The organism is Methylomarinovum tepidoasis (genome assembly GCF_030294985.1).
Classification (GTDB): domain Bacteria; phylum Pseudomonadota; class Gammaproteobacteria; order Methylococcales; family Methylothermaceae; genus Methylohalobius; species Methylohalobius tepidoasis.
The window spans coordinates 1,300,629-1,323,680 of sequence record NZ_AP024718.1; the positions used below are offsets into that span (position 1 = coordinate 1,300,629).

Genomic DNA, 23,052 nt, shown 5'->3' on the forward strand with positions numbered 1-23,052 from the left:
CCTAGATACGTTGAATGTCGGCGCCCAGGCGGGCGAGCTTGGTTTCGATGCGTTCGTAACCGCGGTCGATATGATAAATCCGATCGATGACGGTTTCACCCTCGGCCGCCAGGGCGGCGAGCACCAGGCTGGCCGAGGCGCGCAGGTCGGTGGCCATCACCGGGGCGCCGGTGAGGCGCTCGACGCCGGTGCAGACGGCGGTGTGCCCCTCGATGGCGATCTGGGCGCCGAGGCGGCGCAGTTCCAGCACGTGCATGAAACGGTTCTCAAAGATGGTTTCAGTGACGATGCCGACGCCTTCGGCGATGCAGTTGAGGGCCATGAGCTGGGCCTGCATGTCGGTGGGAAAGCCGGGGTAGGGGGCGGTGTGGAAGGACACCGCCTTGGGACGGCCAGGCATGGCCAGCTCGATCCAGTCGGGGCCGAGCTCGATGCGGCCCCCGGCCTCGGCCAGTTTCAGCAGCACCGCCTCCAGCAGTTTCGGATCGGTACGGGTGGTGCGAATGCGGCCGCCGGTGATGGCCGCGGCGGTCAGGTAGGTGCCGGTTTCGATGCGGTCGGGCAGCACCGGATAGTGGACGCTGTGGCCGTCCAGGGCGGTCACCCCCTCGATGGTGAGAACGTCGGTGCCGATGCCGTCGATTCGGGCTCCCAGTTTGACCAGGAAACGGGCCAGGTCGGTCACTTCCGGTTCGCGGGCGGCGTTTTCGATCACCGTGGTGCCTTCCGCCAGCACCGCCGCCATCAGCAGGTTTTCGGTTCCGGTGACGGTGACCTGGTCCAGCACCAGGCGGCAGCCCCGCAGGCGCGGGGCGCGGGCGTGGATGTCGCCGCCCTCGACCCGGATGTCAGCGCCCATGGCCGTCAATCCCTTCAGGTGCAGGTCCACCGGGCGGGCGCCGATGGCGCAGCCGCCGGGTAGGGACACCACCGCCTCGCCGCAGCGGGCCAGCAGCGGGCCGAGCACCAGGATGGAGGCGCGCATGGTGCGCACCAGCTCGTAGGGCGCCACTGGACGGTTGATGTGGCCGGCGTCGGTGCTGACGGTGTCGCCGGCGCGCGCGCACTGCACCCCCATGCCCTGCAGCAGGGCGATGAGGGTGGTGATGTCCCGCAGGTCCGGCACGTTGCTGAGGGTGACCGGGTGTTCGGTCAGCAGGGTGGCGGCGAGGATGGGCAGGGCGGCGTTTTTGGCGCCGGAGATGGCGACTTCCCCTTCCAGCGGGGTGCCGCCGCGGATACGCAGCTTATCCATGAAGAGGCAGGATCGCGTCGAGGTCGTAGGCGCGGGCCATGGTCCGCAGGCGCTCGGGCGGATGAACGAGGCGCAGCTCGAAGCCCTGGCGCCGGGCCAGGCGCAGCCATTCCAACAACAGGGCGAAGGCGGCGCTGTCGGCGTGTTCGATGCCGCCGAGGTCGAGGGTCACGCTGCCGCGGCAGCGCGCCAGCTGGGGCCGGCTGCGTTTCCACAGCCGGGTTACGGTGGCGAAGGTCACCTCACCGGCGAGCTCGAAGCGGCCGGGAGCGGTTTCCGTCAGGGTCGGGGGCATTATTGGGTGCCGCTCTTTTCCGAGGATTTCACCAGAAACTTGCCGATCAGCTCCTCCAGCACCAGGGCGGACTGGGTGATCTCGATCTCGTCGCCGTCTTCGAAGTAATCGGGACTGCCGCCGGCGTCGATGCCGACGTATTGTTCCCCCAGCAACCCGGAAGTGTAGATGCTGGCGATGCTGTCGTCAGGCAGTTTGTACGCCGGCTGGATGCGCATTTCCACCACCGCCTCGTACCGCTCCGGGTCCAGGGAGATCCGGGAGACCCGTCCGATCGGCACCCCGGCGAGTTTGACCGGGGCCCTGACCTTGAGGGTGCCGATGTTCTGGAACCGGGCGTAGAGGCGATAGCCCTGGTTCTGGTCGCGGAACTCGGTCAGGTTGCTGACCTCCATCGCCAGCAGGAACAGGGCTCCCAGGCCGATGGCGACGAAGATCCCGACCCAGATTTCGATGAGACGGCTTTTTTCCATGGACGCTTATTCTCCAAACATCAGGGCGGTCAAAATGAAGTCCGATCCCAGGACGGCGAAGGCGGAATAGACCACCGAGCGGGTGGTGGCGCGGCTGACCCCTTCCGAGGTGGGGACGGCGTCGTAGCCTTCGAACACCGCGATCCAGGTGACGAGAAGGCCGAACACCAGGCTCTTGATGACGCTGTTGACGATGTCCTCGCGGAAGTCGATGGTGGCCTGCATCTGCGACCAGAACGAACCCTCGTCCACCCCCAGCATGGGCACCCCGACCAGATAGCCGCCGTAGATGCCGATGTAGGTGAACAGCTCGGCCAGCAGCGGCATCGACAGGATGCCGGCCAGAAGGCGGGGGGTGATGACCCGCTTCATGGGATCGACCGCCATCATTTCCATCCCCGAGAGCTGTTCGGTGGCTTTCATCAGCCCGATTTCCGCCGTCAGGGCCGAGCCGGCGCGGCCCGAGAACAGCAGGGCGGTGACCACCGGACCCAGCTCCCGCACCAGGGAGGCAGCCACCATGACCCCCAGGGATTCCTCGGCGCCGAAGTCCGACAGCACGTTGTAACCCTGCAATCCCAGCACCATGCCGACGAAGAAGCCGGACAGCGAAATCAGCAGGATGCTAAGCGCCCCCACCATATACATCTGCCGGATCAGCAACCCCGGCCGGCGCAGGACTTCGGGGATACCGGTCAGGGCCAGCAGGAAGAACAGGTTGGCCCGTCCCAGCTTGGCGAAGGCACCGAGGGAGGTGGCGCCGAGCCGTTGTAACGCCCCTAGCATCGCAGCAGGTCCTCGTGGTAGTCGGGCGCCGGATAGTGGAACGGCACCGGGCCGTCGGGCAGCCCTTCGAGAAACTGGCGTACCCAGGGGGAGTCGGTCCCCTTGAGGTCGTCCGGGGTGCCTTCGCCCACCACCTTGCCGTTGGAGATCAGGTAGACGTAGTCCGAGATCGAAGCGGTTTCGGCCACGTCGTGGGAAACCACGATGCTGGTCAGCCCCAGGGCGTCGTTGAGGGTACGGATCAGCTTCACCAGCACACCCATGGAGATCGGGTCCTGGCCGGTGAAGGGCTCGTCGTACATGATCATCATCGGGTCGAGGGCGATGGCCCGCGCCAGCGCCACCCGCCGGGCCATGCCGCCGGACAGCTGCGACGGCATCAGGTCGCGGGCCCCGCGCAGCCCCACCGCCTCCAGCTTCATCAGCACCAGGGAACGGATCATCGATTCCGGCAGATCGGTGTGTTCGCGCAGGGGAAAGGCGACGTTCTCGAACACGTTCAGGTCGGTGAGCAGGGCGCCGGACTGGAACAGCATTCCCATGCGCTTGCGAAGCTGGTACAGTTGCCGCCGCGACAGCCGGTGGACGTTCTCGCCGTCCACCTCGATGGTGCCGGCCTGGGGCCTGAGCTGGCCGCCGATGAGTTTGAGCAGGGTGGTCTTGCCGGTGCCCGAGGGGCCCATGATGGCGGTCACCGAGCCGCGGCGGATGTCCATGTCGACGCCGTCGAAGATCCGGCGCCGGCCGCGGGCGAATACCAGACCACGGATTTTGACCAGAACCTTGGAGGATGCAGCCATCGTGCTGATACCGTGGAAAAAGGCGATCATTGTCCTTGAGGGAAGCGGGTGAAGTCAAACGCGCCGTGGGACAGCCCGCTGCTCCGGGCCTGCGATCTGATCCTGGCCGGTGGCGCGCTGTTGGCGGGCTGGCCGCTGCTGCTGGTGCTGCTGGGCCTGGGGTGGCTGGATACCGGCGCGCCGCTGTTCCGGCAGGTCCGGGTGGGACGGCAGGGCCGCCCTTTCGTGCTCTATAAGCTGCGCACCATGCGCCTGGAAACGCCCTCGGTGGCCACCCACCTGGCCGACCCGAACGCCGTGACCCGCTTCGGCCGCTTCTTGCGCCGCACCAAGCTCGACGAGCTGCCTCAGCTCTGGAACGTGATCCGGGGTGAAATGAGCCTGGTGGGGCCGCGCCCCTGCCTGCCGAATCAGAAGGAGCTGATCGAGGCCCGCGACCGCCTCGGCGTGCTGGCGGCCCGTCCCGGCATCACCGGTCTGGCGCAGATCCGCGGCATCGACATGTCGCAGCCGCAGCAGCTTGCCCGGGTCGATGCGGAAATGCTTCGGGATTTCTCTCTCCGGGCCTACTTCCGCTATCTGTGGCTGACGCTGCGGGGGCGGGGACAGGGAGATCGGGTCCGCCCGACTTGAAGCGTTCCCGAGAATCCAGGATAATTCACTCCCTTTTCACAGCCGGGTTGTCAAGATGCATACAACCATGCTCAAAGCCAAGCTCCACCAGGCCCGGGTGACCCATTCCGAACTGCTGTACGAGGGGTCCTGCGCCATCGATGGGGACCTGCTCGACCGGGCCGGGATCCACGAGTACGAACAGATCCACATCTACAACGTCAACAACGGCGAGCGCTTCACCACCTATGCCATCCGCGCCGAGGCCGGATCCGGCATCGTTTCCGTCAACGGTGCCGCCGCCCGCCTGGCCGCTCCCGGTGATATGGTCATCATCTGCGCCTATGCCAGCCTCGACGAAAAGGAGCTGGCGGATTACCAGCCCACCCTCATCTATCTGGACGAGCGCAACCGCATCGTCCGCACCGGCCACGCCATCCCGGTTCAGGCCGCCTGATTCCCGGCTGCATCATCGTCGGCGCCACCAGCCGGCCAGCAGCGAGCCGGACAGATTGTGCCACAGGCTGAACAGCGCCCCCGGCAGGGCGGCGGCGGGGGAGAAGTATTCGACCGCCAGGGCCACGCTCAGACCGGAATTCTGCATTCCAACCTCGATGGCGAGGGTCCGGCGGGTGACCGGGTCGAGCCCGAACAGGGCCGGAATCCAGTAACCCAGCGCCAGACCGGTGAGGTTGTGGAGCACCACCGCCAGCATGACCGGAGCGCCAGCCTGCAGCAGCGTCTCCCGGTTGAGGGCGACGATGATGGCGATGATGACGGCGATGGCCAGGCTCGCCACCAAGGGGCCGCTTCTGCGCAGGGGGGCGATGTGCCGTCCCATCCAGGTGTTGCAGGCCACGCCGGCGGCCAGGGGCAGCACCACGATCTGGCCGATGCTAAGGAGCATGGAGGTTGCCGGGACCGGCACCTGCTGGTGCAGATAGACCCAGGTCAGCAACGGGGTGGCCGCCACCGCCGCCAGGGTCGAGGTCAGGGTCATCAGTACCGACAGGGCGACGTTGCCCCGAGCCAGGTAGCAGATGACGTTGGAGGCGGTGCCGCCGGCGCTGCTGCCCACCAGCACCAGCCCTGCCAGGTGGGCGGTCGCAAGCCCCAGCCCCTGGCCGATCAGATAAGCCGCGGCGGGCATGATCAGAAACTGGAGTCCCACACCCAGCAGGACGATGCCCGGCCGGGCCAGGATCGCGCGAAAGTGTCCCCAAGTGAGCGACAGTCCCATGGCGAACATCACCAGGGCCAGCAGGGGGACGATGGCGACTTTGGCCGGCGCCCACCACTGAGGCTGCCACAGGGCGCAGGCGGCCAGCGCCGCCGCCCACAGGGGGAAAAGGCGCGTCAGCCGTTCGCTCACCGGCGCAGGAACAGGTTCACGAGCAGGGTCAGGATCAGGCTGACGATGATCATCGAGGTGATGGGGATGAAAATGAACTTGTTTTCGTCCTGAATCCGGATATCCCCTGGCAGCCGCCCGAACCAGCTCAGCAGATTGGGGACGTAGGTCAGGATCAGTCCCATCGCCAGCAGGAAGATTCCCAGGTAGATGAAGAATTTACCACCTTCCATATTGCACTCCATCAACGGTTGTCGGTTTTTGTCGCTCTGGCAACGATCGTGCGTAACCAAACATCTGTTCAAGTTGTTGATTCATAATGGCGAACGATTTTGGATAAGAGCGACCGGAGTGATTATAGAAGCACAACCTAACAGGAGGTAAGGCACAGGGTACGGACGTTGGCCACCCGCTGCAGAGACTGGTGGGAGGTCAGCACCGCAAGCCCGCCCGTCTGCAAATGGGCTTCGAGCAGCCCTTCCACCCAAGCGACGCCTTCCACGTCCAGGGAGGTGAAGGGTTCGTCGAGGATCCACAGCCGGGCCTGTTGCAGCCTCAGGCGGGTGAGGCCGATGCGCTGGCGCTGGCCGGCGGACAGGGTGCGGGCGGGAACGTCCAGGTGCCGTCCCAGACCGGCCTCAGTGAGCAGGGCCGCCGGATCGGCGTCCGGGCGGATGCGGTACAGATGGCGAAGCAGATGGAGATTCTCCAGCGGCGTCAGCTCTCCCTTGATGCCGGGGTGGTGGCCCAGGTAGGCCAGATCCTGAAGATAGGCGGCGCGCTGTTCCGCCACCGGCCGGCCGCACCAGCGGATCTCGCCGTTTTCCGCCGGCAGCAGGCCACAGAGAATGCGCAGCAGACTGGTCTTGCCGCTGCCGTTGGTGCCCAGGACGTGCAGCAGCTCGCCGGCATGCAGTTCAAAGTCAAGGCCGCTGAACAGCAGGCGGTCGCCGCGGATGCATTCCAGCTCGTGAACCGCCAGACAGGCCATGTCGTTCATCGAAAATAAACCTATAATTGCTGCTTGAATGAACATTTTAACCGTTGTGAACGGTGTCTAGATTTCTCTTGATCGTGCTGCTGGCGGCCGTCGTCGTGCCGGCGATTTTTCTGACGTCGGATTTCGGAGAGCGCCCTCCTTCCCCCCTGCGGGTCGGCACCAACGTCTGGCCCGGTTATGAACCGTTGTATCTGGCCCGTAGCCTGGGGCATCTCGATCCGGACGACATCCAGCTGGTGGAGCTGCGTTCCTCCACCGATACCATGCAGCTGTTGCGCAGCGGCGATCTGGAAGCGGCCGCCCTGACCCTGGACGAGGCGCTGGACGTGGCCCAGGACGGCTTCGATCTGGGGGTCGTGCTGATCATGGACCTGTCCCAGGGAGGGGACGTGCTGATGGCGCGGCCCGGAATCGACTCCCTGTCGGCGCTGCGGGGCAAACGCATCGGGGTGGAAAGTTCGGCGGTCGGTGCCATACTCCTCGACGGTGCCTTGGAAGCGGCTGCCCTCCCGGTGGAGGCGGTGGACATCGTCCCCCTCAAGGTGGACGAGCATGAGCAGGCTTACCGCCAGGGACTGATCGATGCCGTGGTGACGTTCGAGCCGGTCGCCACCCGCCTGCGTCAGGCAGGGGCGGTGACTTTGTTCACCAGTGCCGCGATCCCGGAGCGCATCGTGGACGTGCTCGTGGTGCGTCGTGACTTGGTCGCCGGCCGGACGGCAGCGCTGAGACGGTTGCTAACCGGCTATTTCGAGGCCCTGGCCTATCTGCACGACCATCCCGAGGCGGCCGCCCGGCGCATTGCCCCGCGGATGAGCGTAACGCCGGCGCAAGCCTTGCGGGCGTATCGCGGCCTTCATCTCCCCGATCTGGCGGAAAACCGCGTCTGGCTGGAGGGTCCCACACCCAAGCTGGTCGAGGCGGCCACGAAAATCAAGGCCATCATGCTGGCCCATGGCTTGCTGCGACGTGAAGTTCGCATCGAACCCCTGCCCGAGGCGGCCTATTTGCCCGGGGCGGCGCCATGACGCAGCTCAAAGCGTACCGTCTGCGCTGGGTGCTGGGTGCGGTATTGAGCGGCCTTTTGTTGACGCTGTGGCTCGGGCTGTCGGGATGGTTCTATCTTCGTTCCCTGGACGACACCGCCGCCGAAGTCCGTAAAGGACTGCGGTACGAGTTGGGGCGTCTGGCGTTGCAGATGCAGCATGAGCTGCAGGAAGGGCGGCCCGGCGAGGCGGAGCGGTTGCTGACCTTCTTGGGGGCCGAGCCCGGTATCGAGGCGGTGGCGCTGCTGGATGAGACCGGCCGGGTGTGGATGGCCAATCATTTCGCCTGGAAGGGCAAGCCGTTGACGGCCTGGCTGCCCGATGCGAACCGGCAGGCGCTGGAACGGACCCGGCGGCAGCGCCGTCCCGAAGTGATTTTCGACTGGCGCACCTTGTGGATCGAGGCGTTCTATCCCGTGATCTGGCAGTCGCGCGACACGGAGCGGCTCCGCGAGGAACGCGTGGCGGTGCTATATGTCCGCCGCGATCTGCGTCCGATGCAGGTGGTCATTCTCCGCGAGGTAGGGCTGTCCAGCCTGCTGTTGGCAGGTGCCTTGCTGATCGCCTGGGCGGGGTTGTGGTGGATTCTCAAACGGCTGTTGCTGGAACCGCTGGACCGCATCGGTGACACCATGCGCCGTTTCGCCCAGGGCGATCGTCAGGCCCATCTGGAGGTGGAGGGACGCGGCGAGCTGGCCCATGTGGCTGTCGCCTTCAACGATGTGGCCGCCAAGCTGCGCCGCAGCGAAGCGGAACTGTTGCAGGCGCAGGCCCTGTACGACACCCTGTCCGAGATCAATCAACAGATCGTCCGCAGCCAGTCTCCTGAACAACTGTTGGAGCGGGTGTGCCGGGTGCTGGTGGAGCGGGCGGGTTTCGCTTTGGTGTGGGTGGGCGAGACGGATCCCTGGGGGCGGGTCCGTGCGGTTTACATGCAGGCGGAAGACCCGGCTTTACTGACCTATTTGGCCGAACTGGAGATCGGTCTCGATCCTAGGCGGGCCAGCGGCCGGGGGCCGACCGCCACCGCCATCCGCGAGGGGCGGGTCGTCATCGTCAACGATTTCCAGGCCAGCGCGATGACCACGAAGTGGAGGCAACGGGCACGCCGCCACGGCATCGCCGCCAGCGCCGCCATTCCGGTTGGCCGGCCGCAGGGGCCGCCTCTGGTGCTGAACGTCTATGCGCGCCAGGCGGGGTTCTTCACCCTACAAATCCGTCGCCTGCTGGAAGAGCTCGGCGAAGATCTTACCTTCGCCCTGGGCCACTTCGAGAACCAAGCCCGGCGCCGGGCGGCCGAGGCCGCTTTGCGCGCCAATGAGAAACGGCTTCAGGTCACCTTCGACTCCATCGGCGATGCGGTCATCGTCACCGATGCCGCAGGGCGGGTCGAACGCATGAACGCGGTCGCCGAACAGCTGACCGGCTGGCCGCCCGCCGAAGCGGAGGGGAAGCCGATGACCGAGGTGTTCCACATCGTCAGCGCCCGTACCGGCGAACCGGTTCCCAATCCAGTGGCCGAGGTGTTGCGGGAAGGAAAAGTGATCGGTCTTGCCAACGATACCACGCTGATTTCCCGTGACGGCCGGCGCTATCAGATCGCCGACAGCGCCGCCCCGATCCGGGACGAGTCGGGGGCGGTCAGCGGGGTGGTGCTGGTGTTTCACGATGTCAGCGAGCAGTACGCCATGCGCCGCGCGCTGGAGGAAAGCGAGGCCCGCTACCGGCGCATCTTCGAGGAGGGCATGTTGCCGGAGCTGCTGCTGGATCCGCAGACCGGAGCCATCGTCGATGCCAATGCGACTGCCTGCCGGTTCTACGGTTTTGCGCGCGAGACCCTGTGCCAAATGTCCCTGGCCCAGCTCAACAGCCGCGGTGAGGAGGAAAGCCAGCGCATGTTGCGTGAACCACAGGGATGTTTCCAGCTGTCCCAGAGACTGGTTTCTGGTGAAATCCGGGAAGTGGAATGGTATTGCGCGCCGATGGAAATCGGCGGCCGCAGACTGCTTCATGCCATCGTGGTGGACGTGACCGAGCGCCAGCGGATGGAGGAGGAAATTCGCCAGCTGGCCTTCTACGATCCCTTGACCGGGCTCCCCAACCGCCGCCTGTTCCTGGACCACCTGTCCCGGGAACTGGCGGCGGCCCGGCGTCACCGGGACTGGGGCGGGCTGTTGTTTCTCGATCTCGACAATTTCAAGCATCTGAACGACGCCTGGGGGCATCAGCTGGGTGACGCACTGCTGGTTCAGGTGGCCGGACGCCTGCAGCGGCACCTGCGCAGCGAGGATTCAGTGGCCCGGCTCGGTGGGGACGAGTTCGTCGTGCTGTTGCCCCGTCTCGGTGAAGACGAGCCCAGTGCCGCCGACCACCTGCGGACGGTGGCCGAGAAGATCCGCCTCCACGTGGCGGCGGAGTTCGATCTCGGCAGCCGCAGTTACCACACTTCGGTCAGTATCGGTGTGACCTTGTTCCACGGCGGGGAGTCGGTGGAGGAACTGCTCAAACAGGCGGATGCGGCGATGTACCGGGCCAAGGCGGCCGGGCGCAACGCCATTCGTTTCTATCATCCGGCCATGCAGCGCAGCGTCGATGCCCGCCTGGAGCTGGAAAAGGAACTGCGCCGGGCGCTGGAGAGAGGTGGCCTGGAACTGCATTATCAGCCCCAGCACTGCGCCGCCGGCCGGCTGGCGGGCGCCGAGGCCCTGCTGCGCTGGCCACATCCGCAGCATGGTTTCGTGCCCCCCAACGAGTTCATTCCCATCGCCGAGGAGAGCGGTCTGATCCTGCCGCTGGGACGTTGGGTGCTGGAAACCGCCTGCCGTCAGATCAGCCGCTGGTATCGGGAGGGGCTGTTGGCCGGCATCGACCACATCGCGGTCAACATCAGTCCGCGTCAGTTCCACCAGCCCGAGTTCGTCGCCGAAGTCGAGGCGGTGCTGGCCGCCACCGGGGCTCCGCCGCAGAAGCTGATGCTGGAGCTGACCGAGGGCATCGTCATCGAGGACGTCACCGACACCATCGCCAAGATGGAGGCCCTGCGGGAGGTGGGCGTGCGCTTTTCCATCGACGATTTCGGCACCGGTTATTCCTCACTGTTGTATCTGAAACGCCTGCCGCTGGACGAGATCAAGATCGACCGCTCCTTCGTCAGCGATCTGGAAACCGATCCCAACGACCGCGCCATCGTCGAGACCATCCTCTCTATGGCCCGTCACTTGGATTTGGCGGTGGTGGCGGAAGGGGTGGAGACCGAAACCCAGCGCGATTTTCTCAAGCGCCACGGTTGCCGCTTCTATCAGGGTTGGTTCTACAGCAAGCCCCTGCCGGCGGCCGAATTCCGCGAGCGTCTCCGCCGCCGGCGGCTTTCAGCGTGAGCAGGATCTCCCGCACCAGTGCCGGACCCCGGTAGATCAGCCCGGTATAGAGTTGGATCAGTCTCGCCCCGGCCTCGAATTTTTCCAGCCCGTCTTGGGGGCTGAGGATGCCGCCGCAGGCGATGATGGGAATCCCATCGCCCAGATGGCGGTGCAGCCGGCGCACGACTTCGGTCGCCTTCTCCTTGAGCGGACGGCCGCTAAGGCCGCCTGTTTCCTGGCCGTGGGGCAGATGGGCCACGGGGCTGTGGTCCAGGGTGGTGTTGGTGGCGATCACCGCATCCATGCGGTAGCGTCGAAACAGCTCCGCCTGGGCGCCCAGTTGCGCTTCGCTCAGGTCCGGGGCGATCTTGACCGCGATCGGCAAGCGCTTGCCGTGACGCCGGCTCAGCCGTTCCCGCTGGCGGTCGAGCGCCGCCAGCAGCCCTTCCAGGGCCTGGCCGTGCTGCAGGTCGCGCAGGCCCGGGGTGTTGGGGGAGGAGATGTTGATGGTGACGTAGTCGGCCAGACAGTAGACTTTTTCCAGGCCGATGCGGTAATCGTCGGCGGCCTGTTCCTGGGGAGTGTCCTTGTTCTTGCCCAGGTTGACCCCGAGGACGAAGTCCCGCGCTCCCAGGTGCTGCAGGTTGGCCACCAGATGATCCACCCCCAGATTGTTGAAGCCCATGCGGTTGATGAGGGCCTCGGCCTCGGGGAGGCGGAACAGCCGCGGCGGCGGATTGCCGGGCTGGGGCCGCGGGGTGACGGTGCCCACCTCGATGAAGCCGAACCCGAGGCTCGCCAGGCCGCGGATATGGTCGCCGTTCTTGTCCAGCCCCGCCGCCAGACCCACCGGATTGGGGAAGCGCAGCCCCATGACCTCGACCGGTAGTTCGATCCGCGGCTGGCGTAGGGGATTGAGCGGTCCCAGGGCGGCGAGCCGGTCGAGGGCGGCCAGAGTGAGGCGGTGGGCGGTTTCCGGATCGAGGCGGAACAAAAGCGGTTTTAGCAGCGTATAAAGATCCATGACGGTATGATGATGTCCCTAAGATCGGGAACGCTATTGTAACGGGATTGCTATGAGCGAGCGGCAACACGAGCGGGATTTCTATGCTTGGAGCCGGGAACAGGCCGCGTTACTTCGGGCTGGCGCCTTTGACCGACTGGATACCGAACATCTGATCGAGGAACTGGAGAACATGGGGGCACGGGAGCGGCGGGAACTGGTCAGTCGCTTGGCGGTGCTGTTGGCGCATCTTCTGAAATGGCGTTACCAGCCGGAACGCCGGAGTCGCAGCTGGCAGGCGACCATCGAGGTCCAAAGGCTCGACTTGGCGGATTTGCTGGCGGAAAACCCCAGTCTGAAGGCGTTGTTGCCGGAACTGTTCGTCAAGGCTTGGCGCCGGGCGGTGATTTTGGCAGTCGCGGAAACCGGTTTGCCGAAATCCACGTTTCCGCCGGCACCGGAGATTTCCCCCGAACAGGCGCTGGATGAGGATTTCTGGCCGGAGGTTTGAGCGTCAGCCGGGGATTTTCTCCCGTATGGCCTGCAGGCGCCGAGGGTCCAGCCGACTCTGGCGTCCCTTCCGGCACAGCGCGCCACGGAAACCGAGGTAGTCGGGCCGCAGGGGCAACAGCTGATCGATGTCCTCCAGCTGCAGGGAGCCGGCCAAGCCGGTGAGCAGGCCCCGCTCCCTGGCTTGGTTGACGAAACGTTCGAGGAAGGGGCGGGGGCGGATGGCCGTCAGCGGGCCCTTGGCCTTGTCGGCGGTGTCCAGCATCGCGCCGGCAAAGCCATATTCGGCCAGGATGTCCAGCAGCGGCAGGGCGATCAGGTAATCGGCCAGCAGTACGGCGATCAGGCGGCAGTCGGCGGTCAACGGCCGCAGGGCCTTCAGGGTGGCGTCGAGATCGCCGCCGGGAAAGAAGCCGATCTTGACGTAATCCACCCCACAGGCGGCGGTGCTGCGGACCGCCTCCAGAACCGGGCCGGGTTGTGGCGGCAGATCGCCGATGGTGGCGCTCAGGGTGGCCTTGGGCAGAATGGCGCGGATTTCGCGGATCGTGGCGGCCGGCAAGGCCCCCAAGGCCCCTTCGGCCGGGTTCTTGATATCGACGATGTCGGCCCCGCCTGCGGCGGCGAGCCGGGCCTCGTCAGGATCGGTGACGCTGGCGAGCAGACGGGTCACAGGCCGTGTTCCTTGCGGTACTGGTTCAATCTCTCCTCCAGCCATCCCCAGGCCGTTTCCTCCCGCGGGCCGGCGGTCTTTTCCAGGGCGAGCTTGTGGATGGCCCATTCGGCTTCGATCTTGTCCCAGGGCAGGCGGTCGAGGCGGCTGATCAGGATCGCCGCCTCCAGCACCGCGTGCTGGGCGCGGTTGAAGCCGCGGAAGGGACGGTGCATGGCGGTGTACAGCGGGCGGCAGAGCAGACGCGGGCGCACCGGGTCGTCCTCCACCTGTTCCAGGGTGACTTCGGTATGGCTGAGGCTTTCGGCCAGCCGGGGACAGTCGATGCGTTCCGCCCGGGTCAGCGGCCAGTCGCGCCGGCCGGTGAGGCAGCCGGCGAAGATGCGCACGTCGTCGCTGGCGTTGACGACCGCCACTTCGGTGGCCAGGAGATTGTCGAGGGTGCGCGAGGGGCGGAAGGGGAGGATGACCAGCTTCTCTCCTTCCATGTGAACGCCCATGGGGGCGATGTGCGGGTCGCCCGCCCGATCGCGGGTGGTGACGAGGGTTTCCAGAATCATGTGCGTTTCAGGGTGGTGCCGGCCGGTTTGTAGGCGTGGGGATCGACCGTCTCGTCCCCGGAGGTTTCGACGGCCACGCCCCAGTCCAAAGGTTCGTCCTGGGCGTAGCGCTTGCCCAGCTGCCAGGCGATCTGGGCGCGCGCCAGCTCCACCCCCAGATAGAAGGCGTGTCCGCCGTCGTTTTCCACCCCCAGTTTGGGGAACAGCTCGAACGGGTCGGTGGCGCTGTGGAGGCCGTCGCGGTTGAAGATGTGGATGCCTTCCCGGGTGATCTGGATACGGTAGCTGGGATCGCGGATCATCGCCGCCAGTTCCTGGACTTCGGCGAAATTATACGGGAACGGCTTGGGATCGTGGAGACACATCAGCCCCGGATGGACGTGCTTGGGCAACATGTTGTGCTCGCGGGCGTAAAACAGGACCCGCCGGGCCAGGTCGGCCTCGGGGACGGCGCGGCAGGCGTGGCCGCTCACCTGGGTGGCGAGGATGTGACGAATGCGCAGTTCGGAGCAGATTCCCAGCAGGATGGCGTTGATGCCGACGGTGTCGGCATGGGTCAGTTCGGTGAGGTTGCCCACGCCCATCAGCATCTCCGCCTCCGGATAACGGCGGCGCACTTCGTGGTAGCGGACGATGGAGGCGGTAAGGCCGAAATGGATCGGCTCCAGAATGGGATCGAGGATGTACGGGCGGGCGAGCCGTTCCATTCCTTCGATGGCGGTGTCCAGGGTCGCCAGGTCGGTGGGTGGCTGGGGAATGAGGACGGGAACGGCGTCCACCTCCTCGGCGATCCACAGGGTGCCCTGATGGAGGCTGAGCATGAAGTCGGCGCCGGCCTTGCCGCCGCGCAGCAGGTCGTCGGGATCGAGGGAGTCGATGCTGGTGACGAAGCCTTCCGCCTTCAGGGCCTGGAAGGTTTCCTCCAGATGGGGGAAGTCGGTGTCCGGCAGGCAGCCGACGTCGATGACGTCGGCGCCGTGGTCCCGGTACCAACGCGCCTGGGCCAGGATTTCCGCCACCGACATGCGCGGGGCGTCGGTGATTTCGGCGAAGATGCGGATGTCGTAGCGCGACAGATCCGGCTTTACCTGTGTGTGGCCGAAGAAGGCCGGCAGGTCCTTGAGCTCGTCCGGCCCCCGCTGCACCGGAATGCCCAGTTCCTGCGACAGGGCCTCCAGATCGCCGCGGCAGCGCCCTGGCACCAGGATGCGGTCGGCGCCGAAGGTGTCCTTGAGGCGGCGGCGGATCATGTCGGCGGTCATCAGCGCCGCCACCGTCAGCCCCAGCTGGTGGACGGTGTAGTCGAAATCCGGCCGCATCGCCTCGAGAATCTGCCTGAGCTGCTTTTCCGCCAGCTTGCCGGTGAGGAAGAGGATGTGTTCGCGTTTGTCGGTCATGGCGAGATCGGGATGACTGCGTATATGCTATCATCCTTCCCCATGATTCGGGCAGTCGTGGATACTTCCGTCATCGTTGCCGCCTTGCTTGGCCCCAAGGGGGCCAGCAGAGCGGTGTTGCGGGCGTGTCTGCAGCGGACGCTCACGCCACTCATGGGCACCGCGCTGTTTTTGGAGTACGAATCCTTGTTGCAGCGGGAGGAGGTTTTTGCCGCCTGCCCGCTGGAGCCAGGTGAACGTGAAGCGCTGATCGATGCATTTCTGAGTGTGTGCGAATGGGTGGATGTCTATTATTTGTGGCGTCCCAACCTGGTCGATGAGGCCGACAACCACGTGCTGGAATTGGCGGTGGCAGGACAGGCGGAGGTGATCGTCACTAAAAACAGCCGTGATTTCCGGGGAGAGTTGCGTTTCCCTGAACTGTCACTGTCCATTATGACACCGGATGCGTTTTTGTTGGATCGCCTGAGGTAGCTTTATGGGAACTTTGACATTGCGATTGCCGGACGACAAACACGAACGCTTGCGCCGTTTGGCAAGGCAGCGCGGAATCAGCCTGAATCGCTTGATCGACGAGTTGGCGACCGCCGCCCTGATGGAGGCCGATGCCGAATTCCGGTTTCGGATGCGGGCCGCCAGAGGCCGGCCGGAGGAGGGCTTGCGTCTTCTCGACAAACTGGACGCCCTGGAGCGATGATGAGTCTGCTCGAACGCCTGCACCGCCCCGAGCCTCTGATCATGGGCATTCTCAACGTCACTCCCGACAGTTTCTCCGACGGCGGCCGCTACACCGCGGTGGAGGCCGCCGTCAAGCGGGGGCTGGAAATGGCCGGGGCGGGGGCCGAAATCATCGACGTCGGCGGCGAGTCCACCCGTCCCGGCTCCGAACCGGTGCCGGCGGCGGAGCAGGTCCGCCGGGTGGTGCCGGTGATCGAGGCGCTGAGCGCCCGTCTGCCCCAAGGGGTCTTCATCAGCATCGACACCACCCGGGCGGCGGTGGCCGAGGCCGCCCTCGATGCGGGGGCCGGGCTGGTCAACGACGTCTCCGCCGGCCGCGACGACCCGAAGATGTTCGCGCTGGTGGCGCAGCGCCGGGTGCCCATCGTCCTCATGCACATGCAGGGCACCCCCAAGACCATGCAGGACAATCCCTGTTACGCCGACGTGGTGGCCGAAGTGCGGCGGTTCTTGTGGCAGCGGGCCGAGGCCGCCCAGGCCGCCGGCATCGACGGCAGGGCCATCGTCCTCGATCCGGGAATCGGTTTCGGCAAGCGCCGCCGCGACAACCTGCAGCTGATGGCCCATCTGGAGACGTTCACCGTCAGCGGTTTCCCGGTGCTGCTCGGGGCCAGCCGTAAGCGTTTCATGGGATCGATCCTCGAGGTTTCCGACCCCACCGAACTGGTGGCCGCCACCGTGGCCACCACCACCATCGGGACGATGGCCGGGGTGCGGATCTTCCGGGTCCACGACGTGGCCGAGAATTTTCAGGCCATGCAGGTGGCCTGGGCGATCCGCCAGGCCCGGTAAACCTTCCCCATTGTTGACGAAAGTGGTAGGTGTTGGGTCCCGTGTGATCATATTCCCAAGAGGAGCTATCCTTTGTTCCGTGCTTGGGATGTTCTGAGCGAGCTGATGGCAGAGTCCCAGGCCGGAAAGACGACTCAAGCTTGATGGACGAGGAGGAAGTCATGGTCATCCGTCTCCACAAGAAAGCCCGCACCACGCCCGAGATCCGCCGGGAGATCCAGAACTCCAAGCTGCCGGCCACGGTTCTGGCCAGGAAATACGGGGTTCATCGTCATACCATCCGCAAGTGGCGCCAGCGCGATTCGGTCGAGGACGCCTCGCACCGGCCCCATCGCATCCATGCCACCCTGACCCCGCAGCAGGAAGCGATCGTCGTCTGTCTGCGCGAAACCCTGCTGTTGCCCCTGGATGACCTGCTGGCGGTCGTTCATCGCTTCATCTATCCCGAGATGTCCCGCTCGGCTCTGGACCGGCTGCTGCGCCGCCATGGGGTTTCCAACCTCAAAGAACTGATCGCCGCCAAGGAAGGAGAGAACGCCCCTTCCAAGGGCAAGAAGAAGGGCTTCAAGGACTACGAGCCCGGGTTTGTCCACATCGACATCAAGTACCTGCCTAAGATGCCCGACGAGAGCCGGGGCCGTTACCTCTTCGTCGCCATCGATCGGGCCACCCGCTGGGTCTACCTGGAAATCCATCCCACCAAGGAAGCCAGGGTCGCCGCCGCCTTCCTCGAGCGCCTGATCGCCAAGGCCCCCTTCACAATCACCAAGGTCCTGACCGACAACGGCAAAGAGTTCACCGACCGCTTCTGCGCCACCGGGGAGCGCGAACCGACCGGCCGTCACCTTTTCGACCAGGGCTGCCAACGCCATGGCATCGAGCACCGCCTCATCCCGCCCAAACACCCCCAGACCAACGGCATGGTAGAACGCTTCAACGGTCGGATCGCCGAAATCCTCAAAACCACTCGCTTCCAAAGCAGCCAGGATCTGGATCGGGCCCTGATGCAGTATGCCAGCGTCTACAACCATCAGATCCCCCAGAAGGCCCTGGGACACATCTCACCAGTACAGGCCCTCAAAGACTGGCAGAAGAAGCGGCCGGAGCTCTTCAAAAAACGTGTATATAATCTCACGGGGCTTGACAGGTAGGTTTTACCTGTGTTCGAGACGATACGGGGAGGTGTGTCATGGGCTGGCGCAAACGCGGACCGGAACCAACCTATTCCGACGCGGAGATCGAGGCGCGGCTCGCCGAGGAGCTGCCCTGCTGGTACTACGAGAAGGGCTGGATCCGGCGCAAGTACAGAACCGCCGGCTGGAAGGCGACCCTGATGGTGGTCAACACCATCGGCCATCTGGCCGAAGCGGCCTTCCACCATCCGGACCTGACGGTGTCCTATGCCTTCGTCATCGTCAAACTGATGACCCACTCGGCCAAGGGCATCACCGACAAAGACTTCGAGCTGGCGCGGAAGATCGAGGAAGTGGTGATGTGGCGTCCGGGTGAGGACAGCGCCCTGGAGGGAACGCCGGACGACCCGCGCTTCAAGTACCTCAAGTACGACTGAGCCGCGGCGTCATACCCGCCGCCACAGGGTTCCCTGGGGCGTATCCTCCAGGACGATGCCCTTCTTCTTGAGCTGGTCGCGGATGCGGTCGGCGCTGGCCCAGTCGCGCCGTTTGCGGGCCTGATCGCGCTGTTCGATCAGGCGCTCGATCTCCTCGTCGGAAAGATCCGCCGTCTCTCCTTTGAGGAAGGCTTCCGGGTCCTGGGTCAAAATCCCCAGCACCTTGCCCAGGGTCTTGAGCGTCGCCCCGAGGCGGGCCGCCTTTTCCGGGTCACAGTCACGCAGGCGGTTGATCTCCTTGGCCAGGTCGAACAGCACCGCCAGGGCCTCCGGGGTACCCAGGTCGTCGTCCATGGCGGCCTCGAAACGCTGGCGCCAGATTCTGCCTTCCTCGCCTTCCTCGCCTTTCGGCAAACCGCGCAGGGCGGTGTAGAGACGGGTGAGAGCGGCTTGGGCAGCCTTCAGGGAATCCTCGGAGAAGTCCAGCGGGCTGCGGTAATGGCTGGAGAGGAGACACAAGCGGATCACCTCGCCCGGATATTTCTGCAGGACATCGCGTAGGCGGATGAAGTTGCCCAGGGACTTGGACATCTTCTCCTGATTGACGCGTACGAAGCCGGCGTGCACCCAGTAGTTGACGAAGGGGTGGCCGGTGGCCGCCTCGCTTTGGGCGATCTCGTTTTCGTGGTGGGGGAACTGGAGGTCGGCGCCGCCGCCGTGGATGTCGAAATGGGCCCCCAGGCAGGCGGTGGACATGGCCGAGCATTCGATGTGCCAGCCGGGCCGGCCCGGTCCCCAGGGGGAATCCCAGGCAGGCTCCCCCGGCTTGGCCCGTTTCCAGAGGACGAAATCGAGAGGATCGCGCTTGGCCTCGCTGACCTCGACCCGGGCGCCGGCACGCAGTTCCTCCGGCTTTTTGCCCGACAGCTTGCCGTAATCCTCGAAACGGCTGACGGCGTAATAGACGTCGCCGTTTTCCCCCACGTAGGCATAACCCTTGTCGATCAGGGTCTGAATCATGGCGATGATCTGCGGGATCGACTGGGTGGCGCGCGGTTCCTGGTCCGGCGGCAGGCAGCCGAGGGCCTTTTCGTCCTCGTGCATGGCCTGGATGAAACGTTCGGTCAGTTCCCCGATGGGGACGCCTTCCTCGGCGGCGCGGCGGATGATCTTGTCGTCGATGTCGGTGATGTTGCGCACGTAGGTGACCTCAAAGCCCTTCCAGCGCAGGTAGCGGGCCAGCACGTCGAACACCACCATCACCCGGGCGTGGCCCAGGTGGCAGTAGTCGTACACGGTCATGCCGCATACGTACATGCGGACCTTGCCGGCTTGCAGGGGTTTGAATGGTTCCTTGCGGCGGGTGAGGCTGTTGTACAGTTTCAGCATCGGTGCGTGATCCATCGGGCCAGTCGGGTTTGTACCCGCCCAGGGCCGGGCAGGCGGTAGAGACGTTCCAGTTCCGGGCCGTCGAGGCGGCCGCTGAGGGCGGCGCGCAGCGGCTGGAACAGCCGTTTGCCTTTGACGCCGGTGAGCGTTTTCAATTCCGTCACGAAAGCCTGATAGTCCTCCGGGTGGCGGCGGGCCGCTTCCAGGGCGGCCTGGAAGAATTCCGCCGGGGTCTGTTCCAGGACCCGGCGGGCGTCTGGGTCAGGCTTCCCGGCGTCGCCGAACAGGATTTCGGCCCAGTGGCGGGCCTCCTTTGGAAACAGGCAATTGCTGCGCACCAAACTCAAGAATTCGCTGCGGCAGGGGGCGGGGATCAGGGTACGGGTGGCCTCGTCGAGCCAGTCCCACAGGATGGCGTCGTCAGCGGCGTGGACTGCCTGCTTCTGCCAGTAATCGAGCTGCTGGGGGTCGAAGCGGGCCGGGGACTTGCCGATGGCGGCCAGATCGAAGCCTTCGCTCAGTTCCGCCAAGGTCAACAGCGCCTCCTCGCGGTAATGATGACCGAGACGGGCGAGCAGGTTGACCACCGCGAGGGGCAGATAGCCCTGCTGGCGCAGCTCGCGGATACTGCGGCTGCCGTTGCGCTTGGACAGGGGGGCGCCGTCGTCGCCGAGAATCAGGGGCAGATGGCCGTAGCGCGGCGGAGTCAGCCGCAAAGCTTCGAGGATGAGCAGCTGGCGCGGGGTGTTGGCCAGGTGGTCCTCGCCGCGCAGCACGTGGGTGACCGCCATGAGGGCGTCGTCTACGGCGTTGCAGAACAGGAACGCCGGGGTGCCGTCGGCGCGGCGGATGATGAAATCGCCGATGTCGTCGCTGCGGAATGCCTGGGGGCCGCGGATCAGGTCGTCGAAGGTGATCTGACGTCCCGGCGGGACGCGGAAGCGCAGCGTCGATTTCAGGCCCCGGGCCAGGCGGGCTTCGACCTCCTCCGGGGAAAGCCGCGCGCAGGTGCCCGGATAACGGGGAGGCTGACCGGCGGCGCGTTGGCGGGCGCGGATTTGCGCCAGTTCTTCAGGGGAGCAGAAGCAGGGATAGGCGCTTCCTGCTTGTTCCAGACAGGCGTAATAGCGGTCGTAGATCGCCTGGCGCCGGGATTGGAAATAATCGTCCGGTGCGGCCGAATGGGGGCCTTCGTCCCAGTCGATGCCGAGCCACTGCAAGTCCTCGATCAACGCGGCGACATACTCGGTGCGGCAGCGCTCCCGGTCGGTGTCCTCGATGCGCAGCAGGAAGCGCTCGCCGGCGAGGCGGTTGAACAGGGCGGTGCGGGCGTTGCCGAGATGGATGAAGCCGGTGGGGCTGGGCGCAAAGCGCGTCTTGCCTGGGCGCATGTCGTTTCATCTGTCAGGGAAACGAGTATTTTATTGAATTTCCACGGAGAACGAAAACAGAGCAGCCCCGGTAAACGAAATCGACAGGCGCCCAGGGAGAAAACATACCCCTTTGCTTGACAGGATGAGGGCAATTCGTAAAAATGAGACTGCTTGCATTTTGCGTAGCACGACCGATTAAAACAAATTTTCAAGGTAGGATCTCATGGGAGCTATACTCGACTTAGTGGAAAAGATGCGCACCCCGGGCGGCATCGTCGTGACCATCCTCGTCATCGTGGCCGCTTATTTCTTCTATAAGTGGGTGATGGCCGAGCCTGAAGATCAGGACAAGGGCGAGTAATCCACGTCTCGGACCTGAATTTCCCCCCGGGGAAAGCACGAAAAAAGCGGGATGTTTCCATCCCGCTTTTTTCGTGCCTGAAAACAGCGCCGCCACCGTTATAATGGGGCCATGCAAGCCACCAGGAGAACAGTGATGCGCCGGCTTTTACCCGTTTTGCTTCAGGTCCTGATCGGCGGTGTAACCTGGGCCGCTGACGATGATGCGCCGCCGCCACTGGAACCGCTGCCGCAAGTGGAAGAGGACCGGGAGCTGCAGCCGGAGGTGACGATTCGCCGCCGCGGCAAGAGTGTGATCGAGGAATACCGCATCGGTGGGCAGCTTTATATGATCAAGGTCATTCCGCCCATCGGTCCGCCCTATTATCTGGTGGATACCGATGCCGACGGCACCCTCGACACCCGCCGCAGCGATCTGGAGGAGGGAGTCCGGGTGCACCAGTGGCGCATCCTGGAATGGTAGGATCTCAGCGCAGCCCTTCGACCACGTGGTCGTGAACGTCTTCCACCTCCGTCTCCGGAATCGCGAAGCTGCGGATGGAAATGCCGGCTTCGTGCACCGTTTCCGGGTCACCGCTCACCAGGGGATGCCACCAGGGTAAGGGTTTGCTCTCCGCCAGCAGGCGATAGGCGCAGGTTTGCGGCAGCCAGTGCAGCGGCGGCAGACCTTCCTTGAGGTCGAGGCAGTCGGGCACCAGCTGGCGGCGGATGCGGTACCGGGTGCAGCGGCCGCCGGCCAGGTCGAACAGGGCGCAGACCACGTTGGTGAACAGGATTTCACCGGTGTCGATGTCCTCGATCTTGTGCAGGCAGCAGCGGCCGCAGCGGTCGCACAGGCTTTCCCACTCCGCCTCGGTCATCTCCGCCAATGATTTGCGCCGCCAGAACGGTTCGGTCATGCCGTCACCAGCGGTAGTCGCTGCGTTGCCGCGGGGTCTGGGCGATATGTTCGGCCAGATAGTCGGGCCGGTGCAGCGGGCCGGCCAGCAGCAACCCGGCGAGGAAACCGCCGGCATGGGCCCAGAAGGCCACTCCGCCCGCTGCGGTGTCGGTCGCCAGGCCGGCGATGATCTGGATCAGGAACCAGTAGCCGAGCATGAAATAGGCCGGCACCGACACGATGGCCAGATAGAAACCCATCGGCACCAGATTCTCCACCCGGGCGTTGGGATACAGGCGGGCGTAAGCGCCCATCACCCCGCCGATGGCCCCGGAGGCGCCGACCATCGGCACCGGGCTGGACGGATCGGCCAGTACCTGGGCCGCAGCCGCCGCCAGGCCGCACAGCAGGTAGAAGAGCAGGAAACGGCCGGATCCCATCGCGTCCTCGACGTTGTCTCCGAAGATCCATAGAAACCACATGTTGGAGATCAGGTGGAACCAGCTGCCGTGCATGAACATGGACATGAACACGGTCAGCCAGGGAGAACGGTTCTCCAGCACGCATTCCACCTCCGGCCCCAGTGGAATGCTGTCTCCAGGTTTGAGATGGCCGAACAGTTCGGCGGGAATCATGGCCCAGTCGCACAGGGCCTGCAGCACCGTCATCGGCTGGCCGAAACCTTCCAGCCCGGCCCAGACCAGCACGTTGAGGGCGATGATGGCCCAGGTGGCGATGGGGGTATGGAGCGTCGGGTTCTCGTCGCGTAAAGGGAACATGGCTCGACCTCGTCGTTATTGGTTTTGGCCTTGAACTACCAGATTCGCCGC

28 protein-coding genes are annotated in these 23,052 nt (G+C 65.1%); 12 read left to right on the forward strand and 16 right to left on the reverse strand.

The window, feature by feature from the left end; all coding sequences use genetic code 11:
* Position 1 precedes the first annotated feature (1 nt).
* Genes murA through MIN45_RS06625 form a run of 5 tightly spaced genes read right to left on the reverse strand, consistent with a single transcriptional unit; the run spans position 2 to position 3,609 of the window.
* Positions 2-1,255 carry a UDP-N-acetylglucosamine 1-carboxyvinyltransferase gene (gene murA / locus MIN45_RS06605; RefSeq protein WP_286291104.1) on the reverse strand — a complete coding sequence of 418 codons (1,254 nt, stop codon included), beginning with the start codon at positions 1,253-1,255 and terminating at the stop codon, positions 2-4.
* Positions 1,248-1,550: an STAS domain-containing protein gene (locus MIN45_RS06610; protein WP_286291105.1), complete on the reverse strand. Its 303-nt coding sequence runs from the start codon at positions 1,548-1,550 to the stop codon at positions 1,248-1,250. Before MIN45_RS06610 ends, murA begins: the two co-directional genes overlap by 8 nt.
* Entirely contained in the window at positions 1,550-2,023 is a 474-nt protein-coding gene (mlaD, locus tag MIN45_RS06615) for an outer membrane lipid asymmetry maintenance protein MlaD (RefSeq protein ID WP_286291106.1), read from the reverse strand. The genes MIN45_RS06610 and mlaD overlap by 1 nt, the downstream gene beginning before the upstream one ends.
* A gap of 6 nt (positions 2,024-2,029) precedes the next feature.
* Positions 2,030-2,809 (reverse strand): lipid asymmetry maintenance ABC transporter permease subunit MlaE, encoded by a 780-nt coding sequence (gene mlaE, locus MIN45_RS06620; RefSeq protein ID WP_286291107.1) that lies wholly within the window; start codon positions 2,807-2,809, stop codon positions 2,030-2,032.
* Complete coding sequence (locus tag MIN45_RS06625) at positions 2,803-3,609, reverse strand: ABC transporter ATP-binding protein (RefSeq protein WP_286291109.1); 807 nt, start codon at positions 3,607-3,609, stop codon at positions 2,803-2,805. Before MIN45_RS06625 ends, mlaE begins: the two co-directional genes overlap by 7 nt.
* Positions 3,610-3,657: 48 nt before the next feature.
* Here MIN45_RS06625 and MIN45_RS06630 point away from each other — a divergent pair, with 48 nt between their 5' ends.
* A complete protein-coding gene (locus MIN45_RS06630; RefSeq protein ID WP_286291111.1) occupies positions 3,658-4,242 on the forward strand; it encodes a sugar transferase in 585 nt (194 codons plus the stop codon).
* Between the two features lie 55 nt (positions 4,243-4,297).
* Positions 4,298-4,678, forward strand: coding sequence for an aspartate 1-decarboxylase (panD, locus tag MIN45_RS06635; protein WP_286291112.1), 381 nt, complete (start codon positions 4,298-4,300; stop codon positions 4,676-4,678).
* Positions 4,679-4,690: 12 nt separating this feature from the next.
* Here panD and MIN45_RS06640 read toward each other — a convergent pair whose 3' ends face one another.
* The 3 genes from MIN45_RS06640 to ccmA all read right to left on the reverse strand — a co-directional run bounded on the left by MIN45_RS06640 (position 4,691) and on the right by ccmA (position 6,572).
* Positions 4,691-5,593: a bile acid:sodium symporter family protein gene (locus MIN45_RS06640; RefSeq protein ID WP_286291113.1), complete on the reverse strand. Its 903-nt coding sequence runs from the start codon at positions 5,591-5,593 to the stop codon at positions 4,691-4,693.
* On the reverse strand, positions 5,590-5,805 hold the full coding sequence (locus MIN45_RS06645) for a DUF2905 domain-containing protein (RefSeq protein ID WP_286291115.1): 216 nt from the start codon (positions 5,803-5,805) through the stop codon (positions 5,590-5,592). The genes MIN45_RS06640 and MIN45_RS06645 overlap by 4 nt, the downstream gene beginning before the upstream one ends.
* Before the next feature lie 137 nt (positions 5,806-5,942).
* The gene (gene ccmA / locus MIN45_RS06650; RefSeq protein WP_286291117.1) at positions 5,943-6,572 is read right to left on the reverse strand and encodes a cytochrome c biogenesis heme-transporting ATPase CcmA; all 630 of its coding nucleotides are present in this window, start codon (positions 6,570-6,572) and stop codon (positions 5,943-5,945) included.
* Positions 6,573-6,625: 53 nt separating this feature from the next.
* On the opposite strand from ccmA, the gene MIN45_RS06655 reads away from it, so the two are divergent.
* Together MIN45_RS06655 and MIN45_RS06660 are read left to right on the forward strand one after the other, a co-directional pair.
* Positions 6,626-7,600, forward strand: a complete 975-nt coding sequence (locus MIN45_RS06655; RefSeq protein WP_286291118.1) for an ABC transporter substrate-binding protein — start codon at positions 6,626-6,628, stop codon at positions 7,598-7,600.
* Complete coding sequence (locus tag MIN45_RS06660) at positions 7,597-10,995, forward strand: EAL domain-containing protein (RefSeq protein ID WP_286291120.1); 3,399 nt, start codon at positions 7,597-7,599, stop codon at positions 10,993-10,995. The genes MIN45_RS06655 and MIN45_RS06660 overlap by 4 nt, the downstream gene beginning before the upstream one ends.
* Here MIN45_RS06660 and MIN45_RS06665 read toward each other — a convergent pair.
* Positions 10,892-12,001, reverse strand: coding sequence for a quinone-dependent dihydroorotate dehydrogenase (locus MIN45_RS06665; RefSeq protein ID WP_286291122.1), 1,110 nt, complete (start codon positions 11,999-12,001; stop codon positions 10,892-10,894). The two genes, MIN45_RS06660 and MIN45_RS06665, sit on opposite strands and share 104 nt — an antisense overlap.
* A gap of 52 nt (positions 12,002-12,053) precedes the next feature.
* Here MIN45_RS06665 and MIN45_RS06670 point away from each other — a divergent pair, with 52 nt between their 5' ends.
* The gene (locus tag MIN45_RS06670) at positions 12,054-12,491 is read left to right on the forward strand and encodes a DUF29 domain-containing protein (RefSeq protein WP_286291123.1); all 438 of its coding nucleotides are present in this window, start codon (positions 12,054-12,056) and stop codon (positions 12,489-12,491) included.
* Positions 12,492-12,494: 3 nt separating this feature from the next.
* Here MIN45_RS06670 and MIN45_RS06675 read toward each other — a convergent pair whose 3' ends face one another.
* From MIN45_RS06675 to MIN45_RS06685, 3 genes are read right to left on the reverse strand one after another with little or no spacing between them, the layout of a single operon-like run.
* A complete protein-coding gene (locus tag MIN45_RS06675; RefSeq protein ID WP_286291124.1) occupies positions 12,495-13,163 on the reverse strand; it encodes a (5-formylfuran-3-yl)methyl phosphate synthase in 669 nt (222 codons plus the stop codon).
* Positions 13,160-13,723, reverse strand: coding sequence for a DUF447 domain-containing protein (locus MIN45_RS06680; protein ID WP_286291125.1), 564 nt, complete (start codon positions 13,721-13,723; stop codon positions 13,160-13,162). The genes MIN45_RS06675 and MIN45_RS06680 overlap by 4 nt, the downstream gene beginning before the upstream one ends.
* On the reverse strand, positions 13,720-15,120 hold the full coding sequence (locus tag MIN45_RS06685; RefSeq protein WP_286291126.1) for a DUF6513 domain-containing protein: 1,401 nt from the start codon (positions 15,118-15,120) through the stop codon (positions 13,720-13,722). Before MIN45_RS06685 ends, MIN45_RS06680 begins: the two co-directional genes overlap by 4 nt.
* Here MIN45_RS06685 and MIN45_RS06690 point away from each other — a divergent pair.
* The 5 genes from MIN45_RS06690 to MIN45_RS06710 all read left to right on the forward strand — a co-directional run bounded on the left by MIN45_RS06690 (position 15,100) and on the right by MIN45_RS06710 (position 18,220).
* Complete coding sequence (locus MIN45_RS06690) at positions 15,100-15,594, forward strand: putative toxin-antitoxin system toxin component, PIN family (protein ID WP_286291127.1); 495 nt, start codon at positions 15,100-15,102, stop codon at positions 15,592-15,594. The genes MIN45_RS06685 and MIN45_RS06690 overlap by 21 nt on opposite strands.
* Before the next feature lie 4 nt (positions 15,595-15,598).
* Positions 15,599-15,817: a toxin-antitoxin system HicB family antitoxin gene (locus MIN45_RS06695; RefSeq protein WP_286291128.1), complete on the forward strand. Its 219-nt coding sequence runs from the start codon at positions 15,599-15,601 to the stop codon at positions 15,815-15,817.
* Entirely contained in the window at positions 15,814-16,650 is an 837-nt protein-coding gene (gene folP / locus MIN45_RS06700; protein ID WP_286291129.1) for a dihydropteroate synthase, read from the forward strand. Before MIN45_RS06695 ends, folP begins: the two co-directional genes overlap by 4 nt.
* Positions 16,651-16,811: 161 nt before the next feature.
* Positions 16,812-17,801 carry an IS481 family transposase gene (locus tag MIN45_RS06705; protein WP_286291131.1) on the forward strand — a complete coding sequence of 330 codons (990 nt, stop codon included), beginning with the start codon at positions 16,812-16,814 and terminating at the stop codon, positions 17,799-17,801.
* 38 nt (positions 17,802-17,839) lie between these two features.
* Positions 17,840-18,220: a 4a-hydroxytetrahydrobiopterin dehydratase gene (locus MIN45_RS06710; RefSeq protein ID WP_286291132.1), complete on the forward strand. Its 381-nt coding sequence runs from the start codon at positions 17,840-17,842 to the stop codon at positions 18,218-18,220.
* A gap of 9 nt (positions 18,221-18,229) precedes the next feature.
* Here the strand turns inward: MIN45_RS06710 and cysS are convergent, their stop codons facing one another.
* Both cysS and gltX read right to left on the reverse strand, forming a co-directional pair.
* Entirely contained in the window at positions 18,230-19,609 is a 1,380-nt protein-coding gene (gene cysS, locus MIN45_RS06715) for a cysteine--tRNA ligase (protein ID WP_286291133.1), read from the reverse strand.
* Positions 19,603-21,000: a glutamate--tRNA ligase gene (gltX, locus tag MIN45_RS06720; RefSeq protein WP_286291134.1), complete on the reverse strand. Its 1,398-nt coding sequence runs from the start codon at positions 20,998-21,000 to the stop codon at positions 19,603-19,605. The genes cysS and gltX overlap by 7 nt, the downstream gene beginning before the upstream one ends.
* Positions 21,001-21,205: 205 nt before the next feature.
* Here gltX and MIN45_RS06725 point away from each other — a divergent pair, with 205 nt between their 5' ends.
* Together MIN45_RS06725 and MIN45_RS06730 are read left to right on the forward strand one after the other, a co-directional pair.
* A complete protein-coding gene (locus tag MIN45_RS06725) occupies positions 21,206-21,343 on the forward strand; it encodes a hypothetical protein (protein WP_286291135.1) in 138 nt (45 codons plus the stop codon).
* A 135-nt stretch (positions 21,344-21,478) separates the two neighbouring features.
* Positions 21,479-21,805, forward strand: a complete 327-nt coding sequence (locus MIN45_RS06730; RefSeq protein WP_286291136.1) for a DUF2782 domain-containing protein — start codon at positions 21,479-21,481, stop codon at positions 21,803-21,805.
* 4 nt (positions 21,806-21,809) lie between these two features.
* Here the strand turns inward: MIN45_RS06730 and MIN45_RS06735 are convergent, their stop codons facing one another.
* Complete coding sequence (locus MIN45_RS06735) at positions 21,810-22,241, reverse strand: YcgN family cysteine cluster protein (protein WP_286291138.1); 432 nt, start codon at positions 22,239-22,241, stop codon at positions 21,810-21,812.
* Positions 22,242-22,245: 4 nt separating this feature from the next.
* The gene (locus tag MIN45_RS06740; protein ID WP_286291139.1) at positions 22,246-23,001 is read right to left on the reverse strand and encodes a rhomboid family intramembrane serine protease; all 756 of its coding nucleotides are present in this window, start codon (positions 22,999-23,001) and stop codon (positions 22,246-22,248) included.
* Positions 23,002-23,052: the final 51 nt, after the last annotated feature.

Bases quoted from the DNA above. Each gene is read 5' to 3' on its own strand.
- gltX (WP_286291134.1), bottom strand. From the start codon at position 21,000: ATGCGCCCAGGCAAGACGCGCTTTGCGCCCAGCCCCACCGGCTTCATC.
- MIN45_RS06695 (WP_286291128.1), top strand. From the start codon at position 15,599: ATGGGAACTTTGACATTGCGATTGCCGGACGACAAACACGAACGCTTG.
- MIN45_RS06740 (WP_286291139.1), bottom strand. From the start codon at position 23,001: ATGTTCCCTTTACGCGACGAGAACCCGACGCTCCATACCCCCATCGCC.
- MIN45_RS06660 (WP_286291120.1), top strand. From the start codon at position 7,597: ATGACGCAGCTCAAAGCGTACCGTCTGCGCTGGGTGCTGGGTGCGGTA.
- MIN45_RS06705 (WP_286291131.1), top strand. From the start codon at position 16,812: ATGGTCATCCGTCTCCACAAGAAAGCCCGCACCACGCCCGAGATCCGC.
- MIN45_RS06725 (WP_286291135.1), top strand. From the start codon at position 21,206: ATGGGAGCTATACTCGACTTAGTGGAAAAGATGCGCACCCCGGGCGGC.
- mlaE (WP_286291107.1), bottom strand. From the start codon at position 2,809: ATGCTAGGGGCGTTACAACGGCTCGGCGCCACCTCCCTCGGTGCCTTC.
- mlaD (WP_286291106.1), bottom strand. From the start codon at position 2,023: ATGGAAAAAAGCCGTCTCATCGAAATCTGGGTCGGGATCTTCGTCGCC.
- MIN45_RS06735 (WP_286291138.1), bottom strand. From the start codon at position 22,241: ATGACCGAACCGTTCTGGCGGCGCAAATCATTGGCGGAGATGACCGAG.
- MIN45_RS06680 (WP_286291125.1), bottom strand. From the start codon at position 13,723: ATGATTCTGGAAACCCTCGTCACCACCCGCGATCGGGCGGGCGACCCG.
- panD (WP_286291112.1), top strand. From the start codon at position 4,298: ATGCATACAACCATGCTCAAAGCCAAGCTCCACCAGGCCCGGGTGACC.
- MIN45_RS06730 (WP_286291136.1), top strand. From the start codon at position 21,479: ATGCGCCGGCTTTTACCCGTTTTGCTTCAGGTCCTGATCGGCGGTGTA.
- folP (WP_286291129.1), top strand. From the start codon at position 15,814: ATGATGAGTCTGCTCGAACGCCTGCACCGCCCCGAGCCTCTGATCATG.
- cysS (WP_286291133.1), bottom strand. From the start codon at position 19,609: ATGCTGAAACTGTACAACAGCCTCACCCGCCGCAAGGAACCATTCAAA.
- MIN45_RS06610 (WP_286291105.1), bottom strand. From the start codon at position 1,550: ATGCCCCCGACCCTGACGGAAACCGCTCCCGGCCGCTTCGAGCTCGCC.
- murA (WP_286291104.1), bottom strand. From the start codon at position 1,255: ATGGATAAGCTGCGTATCCGCGGCGGCACCCCGCTGGAAGGGGAAGTC.
- MIN45_RS06710 (WP_286291132.1), top strand. From the start codon at position 17,840: ATGGGCTGGCGCAAACGCGGACCGGAACCAACCTATTCCGACGCGGAG.
- MIN45_RS06685 (WP_286291126.1), bottom strand. From the start codon at position 15,120: ATGACCGACAAACGCGAACACATCCTCTTCCTCACCGGCAAGCTGGCG.
- MIN45_RS06665 (WP_286291122.1), bottom strand. From the start codon at position 12,001: ATGGATCTTTATACGCTGCTAAAACCGCTTTTGTTCCGCCTCGATCCG.
- MIN45_RS06645 (WP_286291115.1), bottom strand. From the start codon at position 5,805: ATGGAAGGTGGTAAATTCTTCATCTACCTGGGAATCTTCCTGCTGGCG.
- MIN45_RS06625 (WP_286291109.1), bottom strand. From the start codon at position 3,609: ATGGCTGCATCCTCCAAGGTTCTGGTCAAAATCCGTGGTCTGGTATTC.
- MIN45_RS06670 (WP_286291123.1), top strand. From the start codon at position 12,054: ATGAGCGAGCGGCAACACGAGCGGGATTTCTATGCTTGGAGCCGGGAA.
- ccmA (WP_286291117.1), bottom strand. From the start codon at position 6,572: ATGAACGACATGGCCTGTCTGGCGGTTCACGAGCTGGAATGCATCCGC.